Origin of the sequence: Photobacterium sp. WH24 (assembly GCF_019204055.1) — a bacterium.
Taxonomy (GTDB): Bacteria; Pseudomonadota; Gammaproteobacteria; order Enterobacterales; family Vibrionaceae; genus Photobacterium; species Photobacterium arenosum.
Genome location: NZ_JAGSOZ010000001.1, coordinates 256,690 through 280,368, shown reverse-complemented (window position 1 = coordinate 280,368; position 23,679 = coordinate 256,690). Strand labels below are relative to the sequence as shown.

Genomic DNA, 23,679 nt, shown 5'->3' with positions numbered 1-23,679 from the left:
TCCAACGTTTTCCAGTTTACTCCTAAAGCTGATAGTGTATTGATTCTCCGCTAAACTTTCGTTTTTGCTTTCACTGCCGGATGGATTTCATGCTCTTTCATGGCGTCCAGTCGCTGAATTGTAATACTGAAATTAGCGGCGCCAATTTTGCTCAAAGACAAGCGTGCGCCTGAATACGGCAGAACATAGGAAGAGGTGAGGTTTTTTCGTGCCCCGTCTCCCAGACTGGTGCCAGCCGGGACTATCATTTCTCCATCGCTGGTTCTCAGCATCGCTTCCGATCCGGTTGACACCACCACCAGGCTTCTGTCACACGCATCAAAAATACCAAACAACCCCTTGATAGGCACAGCGTAACCCGACTGCTTCATCCCGTTTTCAATGGTTTGCAGCATACTGGAAATGTCATTCTCGCTTGCCATACGTTTGCGCAGATAGTCATTGAACAATGCACGTATCAGCAGCACAGTGGCCGCCCCCTGCCGGCCCCCTGACTCAGCATCAAGCAGATAGAAAGCCAGACGACCGTCCATCAACCAAGTGTAGTCGAGCAACACGGGCTGCACATCGGCAGACTGCAAAACGCAGTAGCTCATCTGCCAGTCTCCCTGACGGGACAAGGTGTCCGGCATCAGCCCCACCAGCAGCTCGCGAGCAATCTCCGGATTTGATTCCAGCTCATTGATATGCCACTGCAGTTCTTCATCTACCGTCGAGTCATGCTGCAATAGCTGGCTGGAAAAGTCTGTGTATTCGGTTGTGTTTTCCTGTGCTTTGAGTACCGACATCAGTGCAGCTTTCAGCACCATGATGTTATCCAGCGGTTTGACCAGAAAATCTTTGACGCCATGCCTGAGAGCGGCTGCGACATCGGCCATTTCACCGGTACCGGAAATGACAATGACAGGAATCATGGGGTAATGCAGCGAAACCTCTTCAACAAACTCCATGCCTGTCAATACAGGCATAGCCAGATCGCACAAAAGCACATCAGGGATACCGTCGCGCAGGGCCCGCAGTCCCTGTAAACCGTCTTCAGCTTCCCTGACCTCGCATCCTTGCGATAGCAAAAAGCCTGTTATCATCCGGCGAAACACCGGATCGTCCTCCACAATGAGGATATCTTTACCTTCTAGCAACGATTGTGCCCTCCATGAAACAAGGGGCCAAGAGCACAGAATAATATTCTGCTGAACAGGCACATCCTTCTAATTGAATCTGTGCGAAGTTGGGTAGTCGCGATGAATGTTCTCATTTAGGATAGGCGTAAAACCGCGCTACGTCAGGGCGTCTGCCTGTTCATGAACTTTAGTTTTAGTATTCTGTTAGCCAGTTCAAAATCTTGCCCATTGCGAAACTCGTTTTGGTCCCTGAAGGTCCTATTTTAATAACACTCAATGTTAACCTCTTCACATTGAGTGTTTTGTTATACAATTCCCACTTTCTCATATCCGCTCACGACACGCCTATGAAGCTTGATGATCTAAATTTATTTCGCATTGTGGTTGAGGAAGGCAGCTATACCGCCGCTTCTCGCAAGCATCAGGTGCCTGTTGCCACACTGACCCGCCGTATACAGGCACTGGAAGAAAGCCTGAACCTGCGCCTGCTAAACCGCCATGCTCGCAAGCTGTCGCTGACTGAAGCTGGCCAGCAGTATTACCAGCTGTGTACGCCATTGCTTCAACAGTTACTGGATACCGCAGAAAATATTCGGGAAGAGTCCAGAGGGGCAAGCGGACGACTCAAAATAGCAGCTCCGACCAATCTGAGCAAAGTCATGCTGCAACCTATGCTCAACGCCTTCATGCTTGAACACCCGGCTATCAGTATTGAATTGTTTCTGAGCAACGAACCCGAGCAGTTAGACCCAACTGACTGGGATGTTATCTTTCGTGTCGGTCCGCAACGTGATTCGGCACTGATTGCCCGTAAAATAAACGCGGTGGAAGATATACTGGTTGCCAGCCCAGATTATCTGCAACGTCACCCAACGCTCACTCATGCGCAAGATCTGTCCAAGCACTCCCTGCTCAAAGGCTCTCCTCTGCTGCGCTGGCGGCTCAGCAACAAAGACGGAGAAAACATCACGGTTAATGAGAAGGGACGCTTCGAGTCCAATCAGCTGAATGTGGTCAGGAAAGCTTGTGTGGCCGGGCTGGGAATTACATTAATGCCAGATGCCATGCTGAAAAAATACATTCACAGCGGTGAGCTGGTACGAGTGCTGGATAACTGGTCGGCCAACCCGCGCAATGTCTATCTTCTCTATAACCACAAAGATCACCAACCAGAGAAGCTGAGGCTGTTTATTGAGTTCGTAAGTCACTTCTTCAGCACATCCTGAGCCTGCTCACCTTGCCAACCGGCAGAAGCCCGTCTAAACGTTATATGACAAAGAACACAAAAAGTGCCCGGATATGCACTGACAGTGTTCTGAACAACAACCTGCAATACGTTGTGCGATTTGCACCCTAGATAACGAGGATAGGTTATGATTCTGGGACATTTATTCGGGCTTTACACTCATCCCAAAAAAGAGTGGCACAACATTGATGAGCAGCATGAGGGGATGCAAAGCAGTTTGAGCCACATTATGCTGATCGCCTTGCTTCCGCCTATTTTTGCCTACATTTCCAGTGTGTTTATCGGCTGGCGGGTCGGGGCTGTTGACCCGATTTACCTGACACCGTCCAGTGCGCTGTTCATGTCTGTTGCCATGTACTTTGCCCTGATTGGCGGGGTATTTGCGCTTGCCTACCTGACATACTGGATGAGCCATACCTTTGGCTCAACACCAACCTATACCCAAGCGCTTGAATTGGCAGCTTACACAGCAACGCCGCTGTTTATGATCAGTATTGCCGCCTTGTACCCTCAGTTGTGGTTTCTGATGATGGCCGGACTGGTCGGTATTACCTACTCCGTGTACCTGCTATACACAGGTGTCCCTATTCTGATGCACATTCCGGAAGAGCGCGGCTTTATCTATGCCAGCTCGATTGTAACCTGTGGCCTGGTATTGCTGGTTTCCATCATTGCCGGCTCAGTCATCCTGTGGAACATGGGATTGGGGCCACAGTTCAGCCACTAACCTGTCCCGGCTTCAACACATTAAAAAGGCAAGCTCCGGGAGCTTGCCTTTTTGTGTTCAGACACTGGTACTGACAGTAAACGACGTTACACGCCTTCGTTATACAGTTCCAGGTTTGCCAGTTCCTGCTGAATCTCACGTTGCGTTTTGGCATCCTCGCTGCGCAGCGTTTCCAGGTACTCTAAATACTGTTGATTCACATCGCCCGTGACATAGTTGCCATTAAAGACGGAGGTTTCGAACAGTTTAATGTCAGGGTTGCCTTCTGCAACCGCATCCACCAAATCCTGCAAGTCCTGGAAAATCAGACCGTCTGCACCGATCATCTTGCAGATTTCATCCACTTCACGACCATGAGCAATCAGTTCATTCGCGCTTGGCATATCAATGCCGTATACGTTAGGGAAACGAATTTCCGGCGCCGCAGAAGCCAGGTAGACTTTTTTGGCACCCGCTTCACGCGCCATTTCAATGATTTGCTCAGAGGTGGTCCCACGTACAATCGAATCATCAATCAGGAGGACACTTTTACCCTTGAATTCAGAGCTGATCGCGTTCAGTTTACGACGCACTGACTTACGGCGCAGCTGCTGACCCGGCATAATAAAGGTACGGCCGACATAGCGGTTCTTCACAAAGCCCTGACGGTAAGGTTTATCAAGCGTACGGGCAATTTCCAGTGCACTGTCGCAAGAGGTTTCCGGAATCGGGATAACCACATCAATATCCAGATCATCCCACTCGCGCTTAATCTTCTCACCCAGCTTCTTACCCATATTCAGGCGAGCGCTGTACACAGAAATCTTATCAATGAAAGAGTCTGGACGGGCAAAATACACGAACTCGAACACACATGGGTTCAAAGCCGGATTTTCAGCACACTGCTCAGTGAACAGTTGGCCGTCAAAAGTGATATAGACCGCCTCTCCCGGTGCAACATCACGCATGAAATCAAAACCCACTGCGTCCAGTGCCACCGATTCAGAGGCAACCATGTACTCGACTTTACCTTCAACTTCGCGCTTACCCAGGCACAGAGGGCGGATTCCGTGCGGGTCACGAAATGCCATCAGACCATGCCCGATAACCATAGCCACAACGGCATAAGCACCACGCACCTTTTTATGCACAGCACGAATCGCCGCAAAGATGTCATCTGAAGTTAACGGGTAGTTAGTCGCGCCTTCCAGCTGATGAGCCAGAACATTCAACAGAATTTCCGAGTCGGAAGAAGTGTTAACATGACGGCGAGCCTGCTCAAAGAGCGAATCTCTGATGTCGGCTGCGTTAGTCAGGTTACCATTGTGCGCCAGTGAAATACCGTAAGGAGAGTTCACATAAAAAGGCTGAGCCTCTGAAGCACTTGAGCTGCCCGCAGTAGGGTAACGAACGTGCCCAAGCCCTACGGTCCCCTGCAGACGCTGCATGTGTTTTGCTTCGAATACGTCACGCACCAGGCCATTGGCCTTGCGCAGACGAAAACGATTGCTTTCCAGGGTAACAATACCGGCAGCATCCTGGCCACGGTGCTGCAGCACGGTCAGTGCATCATAAATAGACTGGTTAACCGGGGTGTTTCCCACGATTCCGACAATACCACACATGTCCTAAATCCTCGTCATGGATCATCAATAATTGCATTGAGTAACAATACGTTAGTTCGTTGTCTCCATACGGTTACTCAATGCAATTAATATAAATCCGGCGCTATAACGCGCCGGGAAGAAAACTGGAACTCTCTTTCAGGTAAGAGAAAAACCACTCAATTACCACACCAAACTGCGGGATTAACTGCGACGCCTGCCACCATTCTGCATCAGCAAAACCGGTAAAGGCATCCAGAAAAAACAGCACAGCGGCAATGATAAGCACACCGCGAAGGGCACCAAATACGATACCCAGCACCCTATCGGTACCGGACAAACCGGTTTTCTGCACCAGTTGCCCGATCACATAATTCACTACCGCTCCCACAATCAGTGTGGCAATGAACAATACCGCGATAGCACTGCCATTTCGTATGAGCTCATCCTGAATATTGGTGAAATACACCGCCAGTTCTTTGTAAAAATTGCTGGCAACAAAAAATGCCGCAAACCAAATCACCAGCGACAGCGCTTCCTTCACAAAACCACGGATCAAACTGACCAGTGAAGAAAAGGCAATCACCCCTAAAATGACATAATCAATCCAGATCATCTTCTACTTAATTCTTGTTGTTGGCGCGTATTCTAACAGAAAAAATCAGAACGCAAACGTTTACCTAAGGGTTGAGTGGGTTAAATCTGAGCAATTGCCCGTTAAGCCCGGTAAGTTTACGCAAATCGTCTGCTTTCCCTGACAGTTTATCTTTGTCGATCTCGGGTCCGACGACAACACGGGCCAAATCACCTGGTTTCAGCTGTTTTGGCAGAACGTGCGCCTGATAGCCTTTACTTCTGAGTTTCTCAACCAGTTGATGCGCATTCTCAAAATTACGGAACACCCCCAGCTGAATAACCCAGCCACTGTCTGTGTTGCCCGGTTGCGGTTCGCCGACAGGCTGCGGCTTGACGTTAACAGGCTCGGATACCGACTCGGGTAGTACAGGTTCTCCGGCAATTTGCTCAGTCACTGGCATAGGTGGTAATTCGGCTTCCGCATCCACGGGTTCCGGAATCGCAATCAGGTTGTCTTCATTACCAGTCTGAGGCTGCAAAGGAATACTGGCAAACTGCTCTTGGAAGTGCTGCTTTTTGCCATCAAAAAAATCAGGCAGAAAAATCACACCGATTGCGACCAGTACGATAGTTCCGACCAGACGACTCTGAAATTTACTCGCCACACTTACTCCTGTGTCTTAATGTAGCTGGACACTTCGCCAACTGTGTAAAACGAACCAAAGACAATCACGACATCTTCAGGTTGCGCCAGCATTAATGCCGCCTGATAAGCAAGTTCAGGTGCAGTATACAGATCGCCCTGAAACGTCAGATGCTCAGCAATTTCCTGGGCAGACGCAGCGCGAGGCCCCTTGAGTGATGCCGGATACCAGGCATCCACTACCGCCTTCATCTCAATCAGGGTTGATGGGATGTCTTTATCACGCAGCATACCCACCACGCCGTGAATTTTACCCACCGGGCGGACATTCTTCAGCGCCTTGAGCTGACGGGCCAGATAATTTGCCGAATGCGGATTATGGGCCACATCAAGTAAAATCAGCGGATTATCCGCTACCGTTTCCATCCGGCCGGCAAGGCGCACTTTGGCTAAGCCGGAAACAATGTGCTGATCACTGATCTCCAGTTCAGCGACACCAAGTGCCATCAGCGCAGTGGCCGCGTTAGGTAAAGGTAAAGCAGGCAGAGGCAGCTGTTCCATGTCGAATGCACCGCACTTCCAGTTCCAGGTCTCTCCTGCCTGCTCGTAGGTATACTGATAGCCAACCTGATACAACTCAGCCCCAATACTGTCAGCATGCGCGGCCACGGAAGCAGGGGGATTGGGCTGACCGCAGACGGCTGGCTTCCCGGCACGGAAAATACCGGCCTTCTCATAGCCAATCACTTCAATGTCGTTCCCCAGCCAGTCCACATGATCAATGGCCAGACTGGTAATAACCGAGACATCATGATCCACAATATTGGTCGCATCCAGTCGACCACCCAGTCCCACTTCTAACACCACAACATCTACCTGATGGGTTTTAAAGAGGTTGAGTGCGGCCAGTGTACCGAATTCGAACAGGCTCAGACTGGTGTCCTGCCGGTATGATTCTACCGCCGCAAACGCCTGACTGTGTTCACTGTCATCCAGCTCCTGACCATTAATGCGTACCCGCTCGTTGTAGCGCACCAAATGTGGTGAGCTGTACACACCCACACTGTATCCCGCCTGCTGCAGGATGGCTTCAAGAATGGCGCAGGTCGAACCTTTACCATTGGTGCCCGCAACAGTAATCACTGTCGGTGCCGGTTTGCGTAATCCGGCCCGCTCACCCACGGCCTGCACACGATCCAGCCCCAGCTCGATGGCACTGGTGTGAAGGTTTTCCAGATAAAGCAGCCAGTCATTTAGCGGTGAAGTAGCCGAAGGAACAGATTGCGGCGTTGCAGAGGAATCAGACATGTAACAGTACTAACTAATGTAATTAAGATGATGTCGCTTAATGTAGCATGAAGTACGCAGAATTTAACGGTTGAGAGCCAAACGAAGAAACGAAATGTGGAACAATAACGATATTTGCCTGACTGGCAGACCGCTTTTCACTTCAGCCTGACATTTGTCTGCGCGAAAAAAAACGCCCGGTATACAACCAGGCGCTTTTTCGTCTTAAGCTTTGTCTTCCGCAGACTCGGTATCGCTGTCAGCTTCGACGTCCGCTGACACCTGCGGTTCCCTTTCGACAGGCACCACAAGCGGAGACTCAGCATTCATCATCTTGGCCAGCAGGCCGCCAATACGCTGACGCATTTCACGGCGGTCAACAATCATATCAATCGCGCCGTGCTCCAGCAGGAATTCACTGCGCTGGAAACCTTCAGGTAACTTCTCGCGTACAGTCTGCTCAATCACCCGCTGTCCGGCAAAGCCAATCAGCGCCTTAGGCTCGCCGATGTTGATATCACCCAACATCGCCAGACTGGCAGAAACACCGCCCATTGTCGGATCAGTCAGCACAGAGAAGAAAGGCAAACCTTTCGCCGACAAACGCTCCAGCGCCGCACTTGTTTTCGCCATTTGCATCAGAGACATCAGCGCTTCCTGCATACGGGCACCGCCGCTGGCAGAGAAACAAACCAGACCGCAGTTATTGGCAATCGCTTCATCAACCGCGCGCACAAACTTGGCACCGACAACCGATCCCATAGAGCCCCCCATGAAGGAGAACTCAAAGGCACAGGCAACCACAGGTTGCTGTAACAATGTCCCTTTCATGGCTACCAGCGCATCTTTTTCACCGCTGGCTTTCTGGGCCGCTGTAATACGGTCTTTGTATTTTTTCGAATCACGGAATTTCAGGTGATCTTTAGGCTCCAGCTCCGCAGCAATCTCCACCTGGCCTTCTTCATCGAGGAAGGTTTCCAGACGGCGGCGGGCTTTCATGCGCATGTGGTGATCACACTTCGGGCAAACTTCCAGATTGCGCTCAAGATCAGCGTAATAAAGTACCTGTTCACAAGAGGTACATTTCGTCCATACCCCTTCAGGGATAGATGCTTTACGAGACGTTACAATGTTGCTTTTTGTGAGGATCTTTTCAAGCCAGCTCATGAATGACCTTTCATTTACATCTCCCCCGCCCTGTGGCAAGGGATAATCAATTCGATAATTTCAAGTCCGGAATTAAAACACAAACTCGTCTAAGTGTAGATAAAAAACTGGTTGTACCTTGAGGAAATAGAGTGTTAACGGGATCTTAGCTCAAGAAACTTGACCGACCAGTTAACGTCCGACTGAACCATTACAGCTCAGATTTCACTCAACCTCTGCAGACCTTGCCTGCGCGACAACCAGTCAGCGCGATATTGCGCGTCAAAACAGATCACCTGCTCACAAAAAGAGCGGGCCTGCAGAAACGCAGGGCAAGTCATAGGCTTCAGGATAATCCACTTCAACCAGATATAAGCCTTCCGCTTTTGCGGTCGCACCCGCTAAAGTACGATCTTTCTGCGCCAGCAGCCACTGAATCCATTCAGGTTTTTCTTCGCCCCGCCCCACTTTAATCAGGCTGCCTGTGATATTACGCACCATATGATGAACAAAAGCATTGGCCTTAATATCAATAATGACGTAATGGCCCTGCCGGGTGACATTCAGGTGCATCACATTACGCCACGGGCTGCGGGACTGGCAAAACACCGCCCGGAATGAAGTAAAGTCATTCTCGCCCAGCAGGTACTGTCCGGCCTGATGCATTTTTTCAGCATCCAGCTCACCGTGATAATGGCTGATACCCGAACCAAGGATAGCAGGCCGCAGCGCATGATTGTAAATGACATAGCGATAACGTCTGGCGGTGGCGCTGAAACGGGCATGGAACTCATCCGGTACTTCCTTTGCCCAGCGCACAGCAATGTCTTTGGGCAAATGGGCGTTGGTTCCCATCGTCCAGGCCACCAGCTTGCGCGGTGTATCACAATCAAAGTGCACCACTTGCCCGGTACCGTGCACACCGGCATCGGTACGACCGGCGCATTGCACCTCTATGGTCTGGTTGGCAATTTTGCTCAGCGCTTTTTCCAGTCTGCCCTGCACACTGTCAACGTCACGCTGACGCTGCCAACCAAAATAGCGGCTCCCGTCGTACTCAATTCCTAAGGCAATTCGCATGTCTGCACTCTTACTTATCTGAAAACCCTGCCAGCGTGTCCGCCGGCAAAGCGAAAGCAGGGATTATAAAAAAAGCGCCAAAAGAAAAGAAGTCCGCATACGCGGACTTCCTGTTCAGTCTGATGAAATGATCAGCGATCCATCTTTAATAACAGATTCGCAGCTTCACGGCTGACATCGCCATCACCGTTTTCAGCCACATCCTCCAATAAAAAGTATGCCCCGTCAGTGTCATTCATTTCCAGATAGGCTTTGGCCAAATCGAGTTTGCTGGCGTATTCACCCGCACCGTCGACATCAATATCGCCAATGCCGGCTAACACATCCGGAAACTCATCCAGCCCCACATCCAGCTTCAGCGGTGCTGAATCCAGTTCAGGATCCGACTCCCCTTCCAGCTCTTTCATCAGTTCATCGATACTGATGTAAGACTCATTGTCACTTGCCGAGGCTATCAGCTGGCTCTCTGCCTGAGTATCTGCGACGTCCACAGGCTCGTCAGTCTGTTCAGAGAGCGGCGGCTGCTCCCCCCAGTCCTCACTTTCCAGTTCAGGCTCAGGGATATCCGCTCCCCAGATGGCGTTTTCTTCCGGCGACAGCTCCTGATCATCCAGCTCGGACAGCGGCACACTTTCATGTAGCAGCCACTGTTCATGCTCGAACTCATCGGGATTGTTTTGTTCTGCTCTGGGTTCAGATTCAGGCTGTGGCTCCGGCAAAGATTCAGGCTCAGCCGGAGCGTCGGCATCAGGCAACGCAAGATCAGACAGTTCCCCCCCAGGCTCAGCATCCGCACTGTCTTCGGTGCGCATTGAAGGCAGTGTCTCATCGGATTGAAGCTCATCAAACGCCTGCATAGCTGGCAGTTCAAGCTCAGGTTCTGCCAGCAACGCCGCCATATCCAAGCCTGCGGAGTCGATCATTTCATCGCTCCAGGGTTCATTCAGCTCTGGCTGTGACTCTGGCTCTGGCTCTGGCTCTGGCTGAGGCTGAAGCTGAGGCTGAGGCTGGACAGTCTGTGCTTCATCGCCGTGCTTCAGTTCCTGCTCGTACTGCTCCAGCTCCATCTGCTCTTCAAATGAGGCATTCAATGCATCATCTTCATCAAACTCAGGCAAGGTCGTCGGATCAATCACCGCATATTCATACTGAGGTTTGCCATGCATAGGCACGGCTTGCCCGGCAGTCTCTTGCCCGGAAGAAGCCTCTTGCGACGCAGAATCATCTTGTAATGAAGGAGCATCTTGCGCCGGTACTGCCTGCGCCGGTTCTGCTTCTGTCTCAGCCAGCTCACCGTTTCGCTCAGCAGCCTGCGCGGCCAGCTGTAACTGCTCCGAGACTTTATTGAGCGCGGCCTGGGCATCATCATCAGACCAGTCTTTGTCATCCTCATCGTCTTGCCACGAGACCGCTTCAGGATCGAGCAGCGCAGCTTCTTCGTCGAACTCCGGAAATTCCTCCAGGTTGAACACAGGTTCCTGGCGTCCGGCAACGGCCTCATCCCAGGCAGGATCGAGTGTTGCTTCGGGCTGTTCCGCTGCTGCATCCAGCGCCGAGGTATGTTCATGTACCTGCCCGTCGTCCACAAACTCAGGCTCTGCAGCCTGTGCTTGTGTCTGAGTCTGCTCCTGTGTCTTAACCTGTGCCTCATCGACAGCCTTTTCAGCCAGCTCCGATTTCAGATACGGGTTCTGTTCTATCAACTGGCTGGCTTCATCGCTGTCGTGATGCCACGGCACGGTATCGTGATCTTCAGCCGACTCGGTGTCTGGTGAAGCCGGTGCAGGCTCAGCAACCACATCCTGGGCGTCAGGTGCAGTGTGTTCCGCAACCTGCTGGGCAAACGTTTCTGTTGCTGCCCCTTCATCTGCGTCTTGCTCAGCAGACACACTTTTCTCTGGCTCTGGCTCTGGCTCTGCTTCAGTATCGCCAATCTCAGTTGCAGGTGCTTCGCTGTGTGAAACCGGTTCATTCACAGCGCCTGAATCCTCGGCTTCGATATTGTCGTCCGGGGCCGAATCTGCGCTGTCAGATTCCATAACGACTGAGTCATCCGTCTGGACGTCACTCAACAGGCTATCAATATCATCCTGCTGCGGGTCCGCTTCAACGGTCAGCTCATCCTGGCTGGCTGTCGTTTTTGGCTCAGATACTGGCTCTGATTCTGACTCAAATTCAGATTCAGCGACTGCTTCTGCTTCATCAGTCGCCGCCTGAACTGCGGCTGGTGGTGGCGCTGCATCGGCCACTTTCTCAGCTTCAGGCTCAGCGTCAAAAATACCAGTGTCAGATTCATCAGGGGCAGAGTCTTGGATCTCTGTACCATCTGAAACCGAGTCACCGACATCGGCCATGCCTTGAAGATATTCTTCAGGCGGCTCGCTTTGTGTCTCAGTGTCATCCAGCTCACTTAAGTGCTCATCGACGGTTTTTTTTTCAGAAAAAATCAGATCGTCGATGTCATCCGCACTAACAGTATCCTCTTCTTCCTGAGGGTCTTCCTCATCCAGTGTCAGCAGCTCATCGAAAACATCTTTGTCTTCATCTGTGTTTTCTTCAGCATCCAGCTCAGGATCGATCTGCTCGTTGGGGTTATCTTCATCCAGCAACTCGTCCAGCAGGACCGTACTGTTTTCATCCAGCTCAAAGTCGCTGTCAGCATCACTTTCCTGATCATCAATCAGCTCGTCCAGTAACTCGGTGCTGCTGGCATCCAGGTTGAAGTCACTATTGAGATCGTCCAGTTCCCAATCCGCTTCAGCACTGTCATCCTGAATGCTGTCAGCCGGGGCATTGTTAACCGCAGAGCTGGCGGGCTCATTTTGCACGTCACCTTCACGTTCAAAATCCTGCATCAGTTCATTGAGAATGTCCTGATCCAGCATGCCAAGCTCAATACTGTCGGCTTTATTACCTGTCAGTTCACTGTCAGCAAAGGCATCGAACAGATCGTCATTGCGCTTGTCTTCGACGGGCTTTGCCGGCAATGCGTCCTCGTCTTCCAGTAAACCAACGGCAAGATCAAAGTCCGTTTCTTCGTTATCCTGTGCGCTGAAAGGCTTGTCCCAAATGCCACTCAGACTGTCTTCTTTTTCCTGCGGCGGCGCCTGATCAATCTGATCCAGTGCACGCTCCATATCCTGGAGACCAATGGCCTGATCGTTGTTCTTAACCGAGATATCACTCTTTGGCAATTCATTGCCAAAGGCGTCATCCAGCCCGTCCGTCAGATCCAGCTCATCAAGCTCTGCATCGTTATCATCAAACAGGTTGTCCGAGAAGATCGGATTGTCCTGCGGCGTCTTATCATCAAACAGATCGTCAAGACTGCTGTCTTCACTGTCCAGCCCCAGATGCGGTTCATCATCGTCCAGATCAGTGACTATAGGCTTAGGCGCTTCTTTGCTTACCTCAGCGACAGGGGGAGCTGTGTCTTCCTCTTTACGGCGCCGGCCAACGAAAAATGCCAGTAAGCCTGCAATTAAACTGCCGGGAATCAAAGCAGCACCTGCCAGTGCCCACGGGTTTGCAACCAGTTTATCCAGCCAGTGAACTGGCGGTTGTTCGACCAGCGGCGCGTCAAGCTGGCCTTGCTGCACTTTTTGCTGGGCAATGAATGACTGAATTTCGCCGCGCAGCTCCTCGTCACCCGCCAGCTGTTCTTTCAGCGCACCAATTTCATGCTGCATTTCAGACAAGCGAACACGAAGCAACTGATTACTTTCGCGTAATTTGGTCAGCTCTTCATCTGAAGTGTCAAGCTGCTCCTGAAGCGCAGGCGAAAGGGCACCATTCGCCGTACCTGCGGCAGCGGCGGCAACACCCGCTGCAGGCGCGGTGGATGACACTGCTGGTGCGGCTGGGCGTTCTGGTGTGCTGGCAGGCACTGAAGGAGACTGAGCCTGAACCTGTGGCGCAGGTACGGCCGGTTTCGGTGCTGGCGCCGATCTGGGTGCAGAAGCTGAGCCTGTCCCCGACGTACCTGCTGATGCAGAGGCCGGACGGCTATTATTACCTCCGGTCGTATTGCCCGCGTTACCCGCGCGCGCGCGCGACTGCTCACGGCGCTGAAGATCAGTTTCTACACGATTGCGTATCTGATCGGCATTTTCCGCCTGAATCTGAGCCATGGTCGGCATTCTCAGGCGGCTACCCGGGATCAGGCCATGAATATTGCTGTCAGTGAAGGCATTGGGGTTGGCACGGAAAATTGCCCCGAGGACCTGATAAATAGAAACGTTGTCATTGGGCTTATACCGCGACGCAATGGACCATAAGGTTTCGTTTTCGCCTGTCGGGCCGTAAATACCGACAGAGCGATTGCCGGGAGCCGTCGCTGGACGCGACGTGGCCGCGCGAGGCTGAGTCACAGCGGGTCGGGGCGATGGCGCGGGTGACACCGCAGGCGCCGGTGGTTGTACGGGCTCAGCAACCTGATCGGTCGGCCCCATAATTCGAACAGTGTTCGCTTGAACGGCGACAGGAAGCTGCAAAGCCGCCGATGCGATAACGACCGGTAAGATGGCACGTTTCATTTTATTTGATGAGTCAGACACTGCCTGCTGTCCTCTCTGGCAGAGATAGTAAACTAGGAATTCTTCGGCCTGTAGCCAGAATACTTGAGCGTAAATGCAAAACGACAGGCGTTTGTGAACATTAAAAGTGATTGTTGCCTGCCATGGCTTGATGTCAATCACCATGCCCGGCTTTTACTGTGAAGATCAAGAAATTGGCTAAAGGAACTCAAAGGCGTGCTCATTCGCACGCCTCTGAATCGCCGGGTGTATCCGGCCGCTTGGTGGCCGGAACAACTCGCTTTGTGTCTTACAGGTATTCCTGGATCAGTTTCTCTGCAATCTGCACGCTGTTGGTCGCTGCGCCTTTACGGACGTTATCCGCCACCACCCACATATTCAGACCACAAGGGTGACTGATATCTTCCCGGATACGGCCGACCATGACATGGTTTTTGCCGATAGCGTCCACCACCTGGGTCGGGTACTCGCTGCCGTGGAACACTTCGATGCCATCGGCATTTTCCAGCAGGCTGATCACTTCTTCAATAATCACAGGCTGACAAGTTTCCACATGCACAGCTTCCGCATGGCCGTAGAATACCGGCACACGGACACAAGTCGGGTTCACGCGGATATTGGCATCGCCGAGAATTTTCTGGGTTTCCCACACCATTTTCATTTCTTCTTTGGTGTAGCCGTTATCCATGAACTCGTCGATCTGCGGCAGGCAATTAAAAGCAATCTGCTTAGAGTAGACTTTGTTTTCCACCGGCAAACCGTTCAGCAGCTTGGACGTCTGGCCAGCCAGTTCATTCACGCCACTCTTACCCGAGCCTGAAACAGACTGATAAGTCGCCACGTTAATCCGGTCGATGCCATAAGCATCATGAATCGGCTTCAGGGCCACCAGCATCTGAATCGTCGAACAGTTCGGGTTGGCCACTATGTTGCGATTACGAAAATCGGCCAGCGCTTCCGGGTTCACTTCCGGCACAACCAGTGGGATCTCCGGGTCGTAGCGGAAGCATGAGGTATTATCAATCACCACCACACCCGCGTCGGCGGCAATCGGCGCCCAATGTTCAGAGGCCTCAGAACCGGCAGAAAACAACGCCAGCTGCACCTGCGTCCAGTCGAAGTCTTCGACATTGGTCACACGGGCACTTTTACCCTTAAATCGCAGCGTCTTGCCCGCACCGCGCTCGGAGGCGAGCAGATACAGGTTACGGACAGGAAAATTACGCTCCTCCAGCACCTCAACCATGGCTTCCCCAACGGCACCGGTGGCTCCGAGAATGGCAATATCAAATTCCTGACTCATGGTGTTTCCTCAACAGTAAAACCTAATTTAGCCAGCGACTCTAACCCAAAATGCCCCTGACCTTCTACCGTGACCGCACTGTATTCGCGTCGATCCCAGTAATTTTTTCGCATCTTATCGAATTCCGACGCCATAGCGGCATCATCGACCGCCTGCATCTTACGGCGAAAGAGGGCGTCATCCTTTCTGACATCATAGATCAACTGAATCAAGGTGAAGAGCGTGTCTTCATCCCACTCTCTGCTCAGCCGCACCAAGGGCACAGGCGCAACCGGTAACAATTCTGCCGCTTCTACTCTGTCGTCGCGGCCAAGAAATTCGCAGAAGCTATTGAAAATCATAGTCGTGCCACGGGCTTTGCCTTCCAGGCCGTAACCTGCCACATGGGGGGTGGCAAATGCCAGCAAAGGCAATAGCTCGCGATCAACCAAAGGCTCATGCTCAAACACATCCAGTACCGCCGTCAATGCTTTACCCTGACCGGTTTGCGACTGCTGCAGGGCATGTTTCAGTGCCTGGCTGTCGACTATAGGGCCCCGGGCGGCATTGATCAGAATCCCCCCGTCTTTCAGGCGGGAAAGAAACGCCTGATCCACCAGGTGATGGGTCGGGTAATCGCCCTGCTTTGTCAACGGTGTGTGCAGGGTGATGACATCGCATTGCTTAATCAGAGTGTCCAGCGAGGCAAACTGCCGCGGATCACCCTCCGCTTCTTTGAGGGGATCATTGAGCAAATAGCGGATACCTAAGGCATCCAGACAGCCTGCCAGATACGAGCCGACATTGCCGGCCCCGACAATCCCTACCGTTTTGTCGAAAATCGAAAAACCCTGCTGCTGGCCCAGCACCATCAGGCTGCTTAGCACATATTCAGCCACCCCGACCTTGTTACAGCCCGGCGCGGCTGTGTAGGCAATCCCTTTCGCTTCCACCGCGGCCTGATCAATATGGTCCTGACCGGCGGTTGCCGTGCCAATGAAACGCAGCTTGTCGGCTTTTGCCAGTAAATCGGCATTCACTTTGGTGACCGAACGTATCATGAGACCATCAATATCAACCAGATCTTCGGCTGTCAGTGTGCGGCCAGGCTTGGCGATAACCTCACCTAAACGACTGAACAGTTCAACCGCATAAGGCATGTTTTCATCTACAAGGATTTTCATTGGGGCTCCGAAAAAGTAGCGCGAATCAATTGCGGACTAGCATGGGAAAAAATTGGCTGATGTCAAGAAAAGCTCAGACTGACTAACCATTCTGTAACAACAAAAAAACCCGGTATAAATACCGGGTTAAACATCCAGGATGGGGAAGAACACTCGATAAGTGCCGCGTCTGAATACTGGCGCGATACAGGAAACCCTGAGTATCGCGCCGCCCTGGAAATCAGGGGATACAGACTCTGCATAAAGCATCATCTGTATGCCGGCTTATCAGGCTTCGTATTTCTTGATCACCAGCGTCGCGTTGGTGCCGCCGAAACCAAACGAGTTCGACATCACGGTTTTCATCTTGGCATCACGGGTTTCACGCACAATGTCCAGGCCTTCTGCCGCCGGGTCCAGATTATCAATGTTAATGCTCGGGGCAATAAAGTCATTGTCCAGCATCAGCGTGGAGTAAATGGCTTCATGAACACCGGCAGCACCCAGAGCGTGACCTGTCATGGCTTTGGTGGCTGAAATCGCCGGACTGTTCTGGCCGAACAGTTCCTGAATGGCACCCAGCTCTTTCACATCACCCACAGGCGTTGAGGTGCCGTGTGTGTTGATGTAATCGATAGGTGCATCAAGATCCTGCATCGCCATCTTCATACAACGCACTGCGCCTTCCCCTGAAGGGGCAACCATGTCATAGCCATCCGATGTCGCGCCATAACCGACGATTTCACCGTAAATTTTCGCGCCGCGTGCCAGAGCATGCTCCAGCTCTTCCACGACAACCATGCCGCCGCCGCCGGAAATCACAAAACCGTCGCGATCGGCATCATAGGTACGTGATGCTTTTGATGGATCGTCATTGTACTTGGTTGACAGCGCGCCCATGGCATCGAACATCATGGTCAGTGACCAGTCCAGCTCTTCACCGCCACCGGCGAATACAACGTCTTGTTTGCCCAGTTGAATCAGCTCCAGCGCGTGGCCGATACAGTGCGCAGATGTCGCACAGGCAGAACTCATGGTGTAGTTGACACCACGAATCTTGAATGGGGTTGCCAGACAGGCAGACACGGTGGATGACATAGTACGAGGTACCATGTAAGGACCGACACGCTTCACACCTTTCTCACGCAGAATATCTACGGCTGCAACCTGGTTATACGAGGATGCGCCACCCGAACCGGCCACCAGACCAGTACGTTCATTAGAGACCTGCTCTTCAGTCAGACCTGCATCTTCAATTGCCTGTTCCATAGACAAATACGCGAAGGCTGCGGCATCGCCCATGAAACGCATTTTTTTACGATCGATATGATCAGCCGGGTTCATTTTCAGGTCACCCCAGACATTGCTGCGCAGTTTTGCGTCTGCAAACTGCTGAGAAAAGTTAATGCCTGACTTACCTGTTTTCAGAGAATCCAGTACCTCTTTCACATTGTTACCGATACTGGATACGATACCCATGCCTGTAATTACGGCTCGTTTCATGATGAATTCCTACTGTCATTTAACGCGGTGATGATAACGGGTTTAGTAAGCTTAAGTGGTCAGCTTTCCCCGTGATCGGTTACAATCCGCTACTTATCGTGGTCAGTTGATGATCTTTTACCAAAGTTTGCCTGTAAGACATAGCGGCATTTCACATTTCTTGCTTAAAAAATCATCACGTTATCTTTACTAAGAGGTTTTCTTTTGTCCCATTCGTCGCCTAAACAGATTGAAAATGCCGTTCTGGACTGGAACGAAGCCGGTACGCCAGTTTCTCACGATTTCGACGACGTGTATTTCTCCAATGCCAACGGACTCGAAGAAACACGTTATGTCTTTTTGCAGCAGAATGGGCTGCCGACGCGCTGGGACACCTTTGACCGCCGCCGATTTGTTGTGGCAGAAACCGGCTTTGGCACGGGTCTGAATTTTCTTGCGGTCTGGCAGTGGTTCAAAGCCTTTCGTCAGGCGAACCCGGACGCCAGTGTTAAAGAGCTGCATTTTATCAGTTTCGAAAAATTTCCTGTCACCCGTGAGGATCTGATCAAAGCCCATGAATCCTGGCCTGAGCTGGCCGATCTTGCCCGTCAGCTCCATGCTCATTATCCACCGGCCGTTGCCGACTGCCACCGCCTGGTGCTGGAAGATGGCATGATCACCCTGGACCTGTGGTTTGGTGACATTAAAACCTCTCTTCCTCAAGTATGGACCCCAGCAGGCGGGTTAGTCGACGCCTGGTTTCTCGATGGTTTTGCCCCCAGTAAAAATCCTGAGATGTGGAACCAGGATCTCTTCAACGGCATGGCAGCACTGGCCCGCGAAGCCTGTACCGCCGCCACATTCACCGCCGCCGGTTTTGTCCGCCGCGGACTGAACGATGCCGGTTTTGACATGAAAAAAGTCAAAGGGTTCGGCTACAAGCGAGATATGTTGGCCGGCACCTTGTCTGAACGCCGCCAGGGAGCCAATTTTGCCCCCTGGTATGCCCGCCAGAGCGCTGCAGATTTATCCGATGTGGCTATCATTGGCGGCGGAATAGGATCAGCCGCGACCGCACTGGCACTGGTGCGGCGCGGCGTTCAGGTCAGCCTTTACTGTGCCGACGCCCTGCCCGCAGAAGGAGCATCAGGCAATCGCCAGGGTGCTGTCTACCCGCTGCTGAATGGTTCCAACGATGCGCTCAGTCGTTTCTTTGCCCCGGCTTATCTCTACGCCCGGCAGTTTGTCGAACAGGCTGCTGCAGTCAGTGATTTCAGCCATGACTGGTGCGGCGTCACTCAACTGGCCTGGAATGAGAAAACGGCAGAAAAACTGGATAAGATGCTGAACGGTGGCTTTCCGCAGGATGTCGTTCATGCCCTGGATATCGAACAGACTCAGGCCATCACAGGCGTAACAACCGGTCACCGCAGTGTGCACTACCCGCTTGGTGGCTGGCTGTGCCCGCAAGCGCTGACACGCGCCCTTGTTCAACAGGCACAGGCAACAGGACGTTTGTCGCTGCACACTGATACTGACATCACCAGTCTGAGCCAGAATGACAGCGCTCGGTGGTCGCTGATCAGCCGTGATAACCGGCAATTCATCCATTCAACCGTGGTTGTTGCCAATGGGCATCGCTTTGCAGAATTCGCGCAGACCCGGGATATCCCTGCCTACTCAGTCCGTGGTCAGGTCAGCCATGTGCCCAGCCAGGGTGAACTGGCGCAATTGAAATCGGTTCTGTGTTACGACGGTTATCTGACGCCGGTCAATCCAGACACACAGACGCACTGTATCGGCGCCAGTTATCGCCGCAACAGTACCGATCTGAGTTTCTCGCCAGAAGAACACCAGGATAACCAGACGCGGCTGGCAGAGTGTCTGCCCGCTGTTGACTGGCCAACAGCCATCGATGTCTCCGCACAGGATGCCCGAACCGGTGTTCGCTGCGCCAGCCGGGATCATTTGCCTTTCGTCGGGGATGTCTGCCGCTTTGAGACGCTGCTGAGTCAGTATGCCGAACTGCGGGAGCAGCAAAGCGAAGCCGCGGATGTACCTGTCTATTCCGGACTCTATGCCATGATTGGACTGGGTTCCCGCGGTCTCAGCTCAGCGCCGCTGCTGGGCGAAGTGCTGGCGTCCCAGTTATGCGGAGATCCACTGCCACTGCCTCTGAGTGTCCTTGATGCTCTGCATCCGGGACGGATGTGGGTACGCAAATTACTCAAAGGAAAAGCGGTAGAAAGCTGATTCAGCAATATGCGTCATGCAAAATGTGGTAGCGCTCAACCGTAATGGCTCTCCCCATTTATGTGAGGAGAGCACTCAATACCCGGCAGTGATACCGCTCAGGCGAGGTTCAGACTATTGCTGATTGGTGACCGGCGGCGCAGGGCTATCATCACCGCCGCCGGTGTCCGATAACGCAACACCTATCACCACAGCGGCCACCCCGACAGCAACCACAGTGGCCGTTAAGCCCCCTGCTGATGCCGCAGACGCCGTAGTGATGCCCGCCGCAGACCCTTTAGAGGCAGTTGCCGACGAGGTTGTCGCAGAAGATGTCGTTGCCGAAGAAGGGGTCGTCACTGGGGTTGATGTGGCCTTAGGCACAGCGGGCACTTCTGTTGCCGTTTCTGCCGCACTTACACCCACACTCATCATCATTCCAGCAACTATTACTCCAGCCGCCATTAGCGCAATGACGGGCTTTCGGGAATCGATCCCCGTAAGGATTCTTGCAAGAGTTCTCATAGCAGTCCCTGACCATCTCAAATAACCAAAGAGGTAACTCAAGTATAGACAGGGATGCTAATTTTCTGTGATCTATGTCGAAATCAAACCGCAAGAAAAGTAAGACACTCACTCATTTTGGTCGGAACTCTCTGATTAATCAGCCCCAAACAGATCACGGGTGTAGACTTTCTCAAGCACATCTTCCAGCTCTGGCGTCATTCGGTTCGACACAATGACATCAGACATTGCCTTGAACTCCGCTAAGTCACGAATCACCGCAGAATGAAAGAATTCATCGTCTTTCAGCACAGGTTCGTAAACAACAACATCCACACCTTTGGCTTTAATGCGCTTCATGATGCCCTGAATCGATGATGCCCGGAAATTGTCTGAGCCGCTTTTCATGATCAAGCGGTACACTCCCACCACCCTGGGCTTTTTGCGCAAAATGGATTCAGCAATAAAGTCCTTGCGGGTGGAATTAGCATCAACGATGGCCCGGATCAGGTTATTCGGCACTTCCTGATAGTTTGCCAGCAATTGCTTGGTGTCTTTGGGTAAACAATAACCACCGTAACCAAACGAAGGATTGTTATAGTGGGTGCCAATACGCGGATCCAGCCCCACCCCCTGAATAATCTCACGGCTGTCAAGGCCATGCGCGGCGGCATAACTGTCCAGCTCATTGAAATAAGCCACCCGCATCGCTAAATAAGTATTGGAAAACAGTTTCACCGCTTCCGCTTCGGTCGAATGGGTGAACAGCACCGGAATATCGTCTTTAACCGCGCCTTCGATCAGCAGATTTGCGAAGGTTTCAGCCCGCTGCGATTGCTCACCCACAATAATGCGTGATGGATACAGGTTATCGTACAGCGCCCGGCCTTCACGAAGAAACTCAGGTGAAAACAAAACGTTATCAGTACCGAACTCTTCTTTTACCCGTTGGGTATAACCGACAGGAACCGTGGATTTAATCACCATCACAGCATCAGGGTTGATGGTAATAACATCGCGTATCACCGATTCCACTGATGCAGTATTAAAATAATTGGTCACCGGATCATAGTCGGTTGGCGTTGCTATGATGACGAAATCGGCATTTTCATAAGCGAGGTGTTTATCTGTCGTGGCCGTCAGGTTCAACTCACGGTGTTTGAGGTATTCGCTGATTTCTGTATCAACGATGGGAGAGAGCCTCTGATTAAGCTGATTTACCTTCTCTTCTACAATATCCAGCGCAATAACCTGATGGTTTTGTGCCAGTAATACAGCATTCGACAGGCCTACATAACCTGTTCCCGCTACTGTTATTTTCATTATCTGTCCTCAAACTCTGCCTACTTAACAACAATGATAGCCCCAGCTTAATGGGTTGATATGGAATGCAGATGACAAAGCCCATTAAACGGATTGAATATACTGCTCAGCTATCACTGTGTTATCGCGCAGAATAGAGTATCGAAAGACAGTCCTGATGCAAGCTATGACTTAATCCTGGTTCAGGTTTGCGCAAACTATCACCTTTGCATCCGGTTTGACCTTTTGCAAGCGTCGCGCCAGTGCTTCCTGAGCGGGTCTGTCGCCATGAACCAGACGAATTTCAGCTGGCCCTTTTTCAATGCCCTTCACAAAACGGATCAGATCCCGTTGATCGGCATGGGCTGAATACCCCGTCATAGTGTGCACTCTGGCGTTCACTTCAATGCGGTTATTGTTAATCATCACTTCTTTGGCGCCATTTTGCAGCTCCCGGCCCAGTGTGCCCCTGGCCTGATAGCCAATAAGCAGCAGATCGGTTCTGGAATCAGGCAGCAAAGCCTCCAGATAATTCATGATCCGCCCGCCACTGCACATCCCGCTGGCAGCCACAATAACGGCCGGCTCTCCGCTGGCCTGCAGACGGTTAACCAAGCCGATATGATCGCTGTGTGCATCAATCTGGGTGCACTGATCAAAGTCCAGCGGGTGGCGACCGTTATCCAGCCTTGCCTTGGCTTCTTTGGTCCATAACCGCTTAAAACCCTGATAGGCTTGAGTGATTTTCATGGCTAAGGGGGAATCAAGCACAATCGGCAAATTGAGCCAAGGACTCTCCGCAGAGGGCTGGCTGATTTCATTGTTTACAATGTTTTCCAAATCAAAAAGCAGTTCCTGAGTGCGTCCCAGACTGAACGCCGGTATCAAAATAGCCCCGCCGTCTTTTAACGACTGCTCGACCACGCTTTTTAACGCCTGCTCTCTTGTTGCCACGCCAGGGTGACGCTTATTGCCATAGGTGCTTTCCAGCACCAGTACGTCAGCATGCAGCGGCGGTTCAGGGTCGACCAGCAGCGGGGTATTACTAGGGCCAAGATCGCCGGAGAACACCACTTTCTGGCGATCAGACAGCAGTAACTCGACATAAGCCGAGCCTAAAATGTGGCCTGCCTGGCGAAATGACAGGCTGACATCCTGGCCATCCGGCAGCATGATCTGCGCCCGGCAATCAAATGGCACAGGTTTTAGCTGAGAGCGCACCAACCGGATAAAGGCTTCGCACTTTTCATCGCTCAATCCCAGTTGCAATTTCAGTCCATCTTCGAGCATCAAAGGCAACAAGGCTGCTGTCGCTTCTGTGGCATAAATCGGCCCGCGAAAGCCAGCCGCTAATAACCAGGGAATACGGCCGACATGATCGATATGACAATGAGTCAGAATAAGTGCCCGAATGGGCTCAACAGGAAAGGTAATATCGTTGCTGACTTTGGCTTCCTCGCCCTGAAACACACCGCAATCGATTAGCAGACTGTATCTTCCTAGCTGTAGCTCATGACAAGAACCGGTCACCCCGTCCCTGGCTCCATGGTGTAAAATATTCACCTTATTCCCCTGGTATTAAGAGATTAAATAATTCACCCAGCATGACAAAGTTAATGACAGGTGAAACATTAACAGCAAAATTGCGCGACTGAATTCACGAAAAACTTTCATGCCCAACACAGGTTAATTTCAAATATTCGACGGCATGTCCGTTTAGTCAGGCCGCATCAGGTTCAGTCATCCTTTTGACCTTACTTTTCACCGGGC

Annotated in this window: 17 protein-coding genes; 3 read left to right on the top strand and 14 right to left on the bottom strand. The window is 51.9% G+C overall.

Annotated features, from left to right (window positions below; genetic code table 11):
• Nucleotides 1–50: 50 nt before the first annotated feature.
• A complete protein-coding gene (locus KCG43_RS01155) occupies nucleotides 51–1,139 on the bottom strand; it encodes a response regulator (protein WP_218382866.1) in 1,089 nt (362 codons plus the stop codon).
• Between the two features lie 329 nt (nucleotides 1,140–1,468).
• On the opposite strand from KCG43_RS01155, the gene KCG43_RS01150 reads away from it, so the two are divergent.
• The gene (locus KCG43_RS01150) at nucleotides 1,469–2,347 is read left to right on the top strand and encodes a LysR family transcriptional regulator (protein ID WP_192015096.1); all 879 of its coding nucleotides are present in this window, start codon (nucleotides 1,469–1,471) and stop codon (nucleotides 2,345–2,347) included.
• Between the two features lie 147 nt (nucleotides 2,348–2,494).
• The gene (locus KCG43_RS01145) at nucleotides 2,495–3,094 is read left to right on the top strand and encodes a Yip1 family protein (protein ID WP_161444961.1); all 600 of its coding nucleotides are present in this window, start codon (nucleotides 2,495–2,497) and stop codon (nucleotides 3,092–3,094) included.
• Nucleotides 3,095–3,180: 86 nt separating this feature from the next.
• Here KCG43_RS01145 and purF read toward each other — a convergent pair whose 3' ends face one another.
• The 10 genes from purF to fabB form a co-directional block, all read right to left on the bottom strand.
• Nucleotides 3,181–4,698, bottom strand: coding sequence for an amidophosphoribosyltransferase (gene purF / locus KCG43_RS01140; protein WP_027252860.1), 1,518 nt, complete (start codon nucleotides 4,696–4,698; stop codon nucleotides 3,181–3,183).
• A gap of 103 nt (nucleotides 4,699–4,801) precedes the next feature.
• A complete protein-coding gene (gene cvpA / locus KCG43_RS01135) occupies nucleotides 4,802–5,293 on the bottom strand; it encodes a colicin V production protein (RefSeq protein ID WP_027252861.1) in 492 nt (163 codons plus the stop codon).
• Between the two features lie 64 nt (nucleotides 5,294–5,357).
• Complete coding sequence (locus KCG43_RS01130) at nucleotides 5,358–5,918, bottom strand: SPOR domain-containing protein (RefSeq protein ID WP_218382865.1); 561 nt, start codon at nucleotides 5,916–5,918, stop codon at nucleotides 5,358–5,360.
• Between the two features lie 2 nt (nucleotides 5,919–5,920).
• Nucleotides 5,921–7,204 (bottom strand): bifunctional tetrahydrofolate synthase/dihydrofolate synthase, encoded by a 1,284-nt coding sequence (gene folC, locus KCG43_RS01125; protein WP_218382864.1) that lies wholly within the window; start codon nucleotides 7,202–7,204, stop codon nucleotides 5,921–5,923.
• A gap of 204 nt (nucleotides 7,205–7,408) precedes the next feature.
• Nucleotides 7,409–8,350 (bottom strand): acetyl-CoA carboxylase, carboxyltransferase subunit beta, encoded by a 942-nt coding sequence (accD, locus tag KCG43_RS01120; RefSeq protein WP_192015093.1) that lies wholly within the window; start codon nucleotides 8,348–8,350, stop codon nucleotides 7,409–7,411.
• 279 nt (nucleotides 8,351–8,629) lie between these two features.
• On the bottom strand, nucleotides 8,630–9,409 hold the full coding sequence (gene truA / locus KCG43_RS01115; RefSeq protein ID WP_192015092.1) for a tRNA pseudouridine(38-40) synthase TruA: 780 nt from the start codon (nucleotides 9,407–9,409) through the stop codon (nucleotides 8,630–8,632).
• A 131-nt stretch (nucleotides 9,410–9,540) separates the two neighbouring features.
• Nucleotides 9,541–13,965 (bottom strand): FimV/HubP family polar landmark protein, encoded by a 4,425-nt coding sequence (locus KCG43_RS01110; protein ID WP_218382863.1) that lies wholly within the window; start codon nucleotides 13,963–13,965, stop codon nucleotides 9,541–9,543.
• Nucleotides 13,966–14,233: 268 nt separating this feature from the next.
• Nucleotides 14,234–15,247, bottom strand: coding sequence for an aspartate-semialdehyde dehydrogenase (locus KCG43_RS01105; protein ID WP_192015090.1), 1,014 nt, complete (start codon nucleotides 15,245–15,247; stop codon nucleotides 14,234–14,236).
• Nucleotides 15,244–16,410 carry a 4-phosphoerythronate dehydrogenase gene (locus KCG43_RS01100; protein WP_218382861.1) on the bottom strand — a complete coding sequence of 389 codons (1,167 nt, stop codon included), beginning with the start codon at nucleotides 16,408–16,410 and terminating at the stop codon, nucleotides 15,244–15,246. The genes KCG43_RS01105 and KCG43_RS01100 overlap by 4 nt, the downstream gene beginning before the upstream one ends.
• Nucleotides 16,411–16,677: 267 nt before the next feature.
• On the bottom strand, nucleotides 16,678–17,892 hold the full coding sequence (gene fabB, locus KCG43_RS01095) for a beta-ketoacyl-ACP synthase I (protein ID WP_192015088.1): 1,215 nt from the start codon (nucleotides 17,890–17,892) through the stop codon (nucleotides 16,678–16,680).
• Between the two features lie 204 nt (nucleotides 17,893–18,096).
• Here fabB and mnmC point away from each other — a divergent pair, with 204 nt between their 5' ends.
• Nucleotides 18,097–20,124 (top strand): bifunctional tRNA (5-methylaminomethyl-2-thiouridine)(34)-methyltransferase MnmD/FAD-dependent 5-carboxymethylaminomethyl-2-thiouridine(34) oxidoreductase MnmC, encoded by a 2,028-nt coding sequence (gene mnmC / locus KCG43_RS01090; protein WP_218382859.1) that lies wholly within the window; start codon nucleotides 18,097–18,099, stop codon nucleotides 20,122–20,124.
• Nucleotides 20,125–20,238: 114 nt separating this feature from the next.
• Here the strand turns inward: mnmC and KCG43_RS01085 are convergent, their stop codons facing one another.
• The 3 genes from KCG43_RS01085 to KCG43_RS01075 form a co-directional block, all read right to left on the bottom strand.
• Nucleotides 20,239–20,628 (bottom strand): hypothetical protein, encoded by a 390-nt coding sequence (locus tag KCG43_RS01085; protein WP_237794045.1) that lies wholly within the window; start codon nucleotides 20,626–20,628, stop codon nucleotides 20,239–20,241.
• 135 nt (nucleotides 20,629–20,763) lie between these two features.
• Nucleotides 20,764–21,930: a nucleotide sugar dehydrogenase gene (locus KCG43_RS01080; protein ID WP_218382857.1), complete on the bottom strand. Its 1,167-nt coding sequence runs from the start codon at nucleotides 21,928–21,930 to the stop codon at nucleotides 20,764–20,766.
• Between the two features lie 171 nt (nucleotides 21,931–22,101).
• Nucleotides 22,102–23,472 carry an MBL fold metallo-hydrolase gene (locus KCG43_RS01075; RefSeq protein WP_218382855.1) on the bottom strand — a complete coding sequence of 457 codons (1,371 nt, stop codon included), beginning with the start codon at nucleotides 23,470–23,472 and terminating at the stop codon, nucleotides 22,102–22,104.
• Nucleotides 23,473–23,679: the final 207 nt, after the last annotated feature.

Bases quoted from the DNA above. Each gene is read 5' to 3' on its own strand.
- KCG43_RS01150 (WP_192015096.1), top strand. From the start codon at position 1,469: ATGAAGCTTGATGATCTAAATTTATTTCGCATTGTGGTTGAGGAAGGC.
- KCG43_RS01145 (WP_161444961.1), top strand. From the start codon at position 2,495: ATGATTCTGGGACATTTATTCGGGCTTTACACTCATCCCAAAAAAGAG.
- purF (WP_027252860.1), bottom strand. From the start codon at position 4,698: ATGTGTGGTATTGTCGGAATCGTGGGAAACACCCCGGTTAACCAGTCT.
- cvpA (WP_027252861.1), bottom strand. From the start codon at position 5,293: ATGATCTGGATTGATTATGTCATTTTAGGGGTGATTGCCTTTTCTTCA.
- folC (WP_218382864.1), bottom strand. From the start codon at position 7,204: ATGTCTGATTCCTCTGCAACGCCGCAATCTGTTCCTTCGGCTACTTCA.
- accD (WP_192015093.1), bottom strand. From the start codon at position 8,350: ATGAGCTGGCTTGAAAAGATCCTCACAAAAAGCAACATTGTAACGTCT.
- truA (WP_192015092.1), bottom strand. From the start codon at position 9,409: ATGCGAATTGCCTTAGGAATTGAGTACGACGGGAGCCGCTATTTTGGT.
- KCG43_RS01105 (WP_192015090.1), bottom strand. From the start codon at position 15,247: ATGAGTCAGGAATTTGATATTGCCATTCTCGGAGCCACCGGTGCCGTT.
- KCG43_RS01100 (WP_218382861.1), bottom strand. From the start codon at position 16,410: ATGAAAATCCTTGTAGATGAAAACATGCCTTATGCGGTTGAACTGTTC.
- fabB (WP_192015088.1), bottom strand. From the start codon at position 17,892: ATGAAACGAGCCGTAATTACAGGCATGGGTATCGTATCCAGTATCGGT.
- KCG43_RS01085 (WP_237794045.1), bottom strand. From the start codon at position 20,628: ATGAGAACTCTTGCAAGAATCCTTACGGGGATCGATTCCCGAAAGCCC.
- KCG43_RS01080 (WP_218382857.1), bottom strand. From the start codon at position 21,930: ATGAAAATAACAGTAGCGGGAACAGGTTATGTAGGCCTGTCGAATGCT.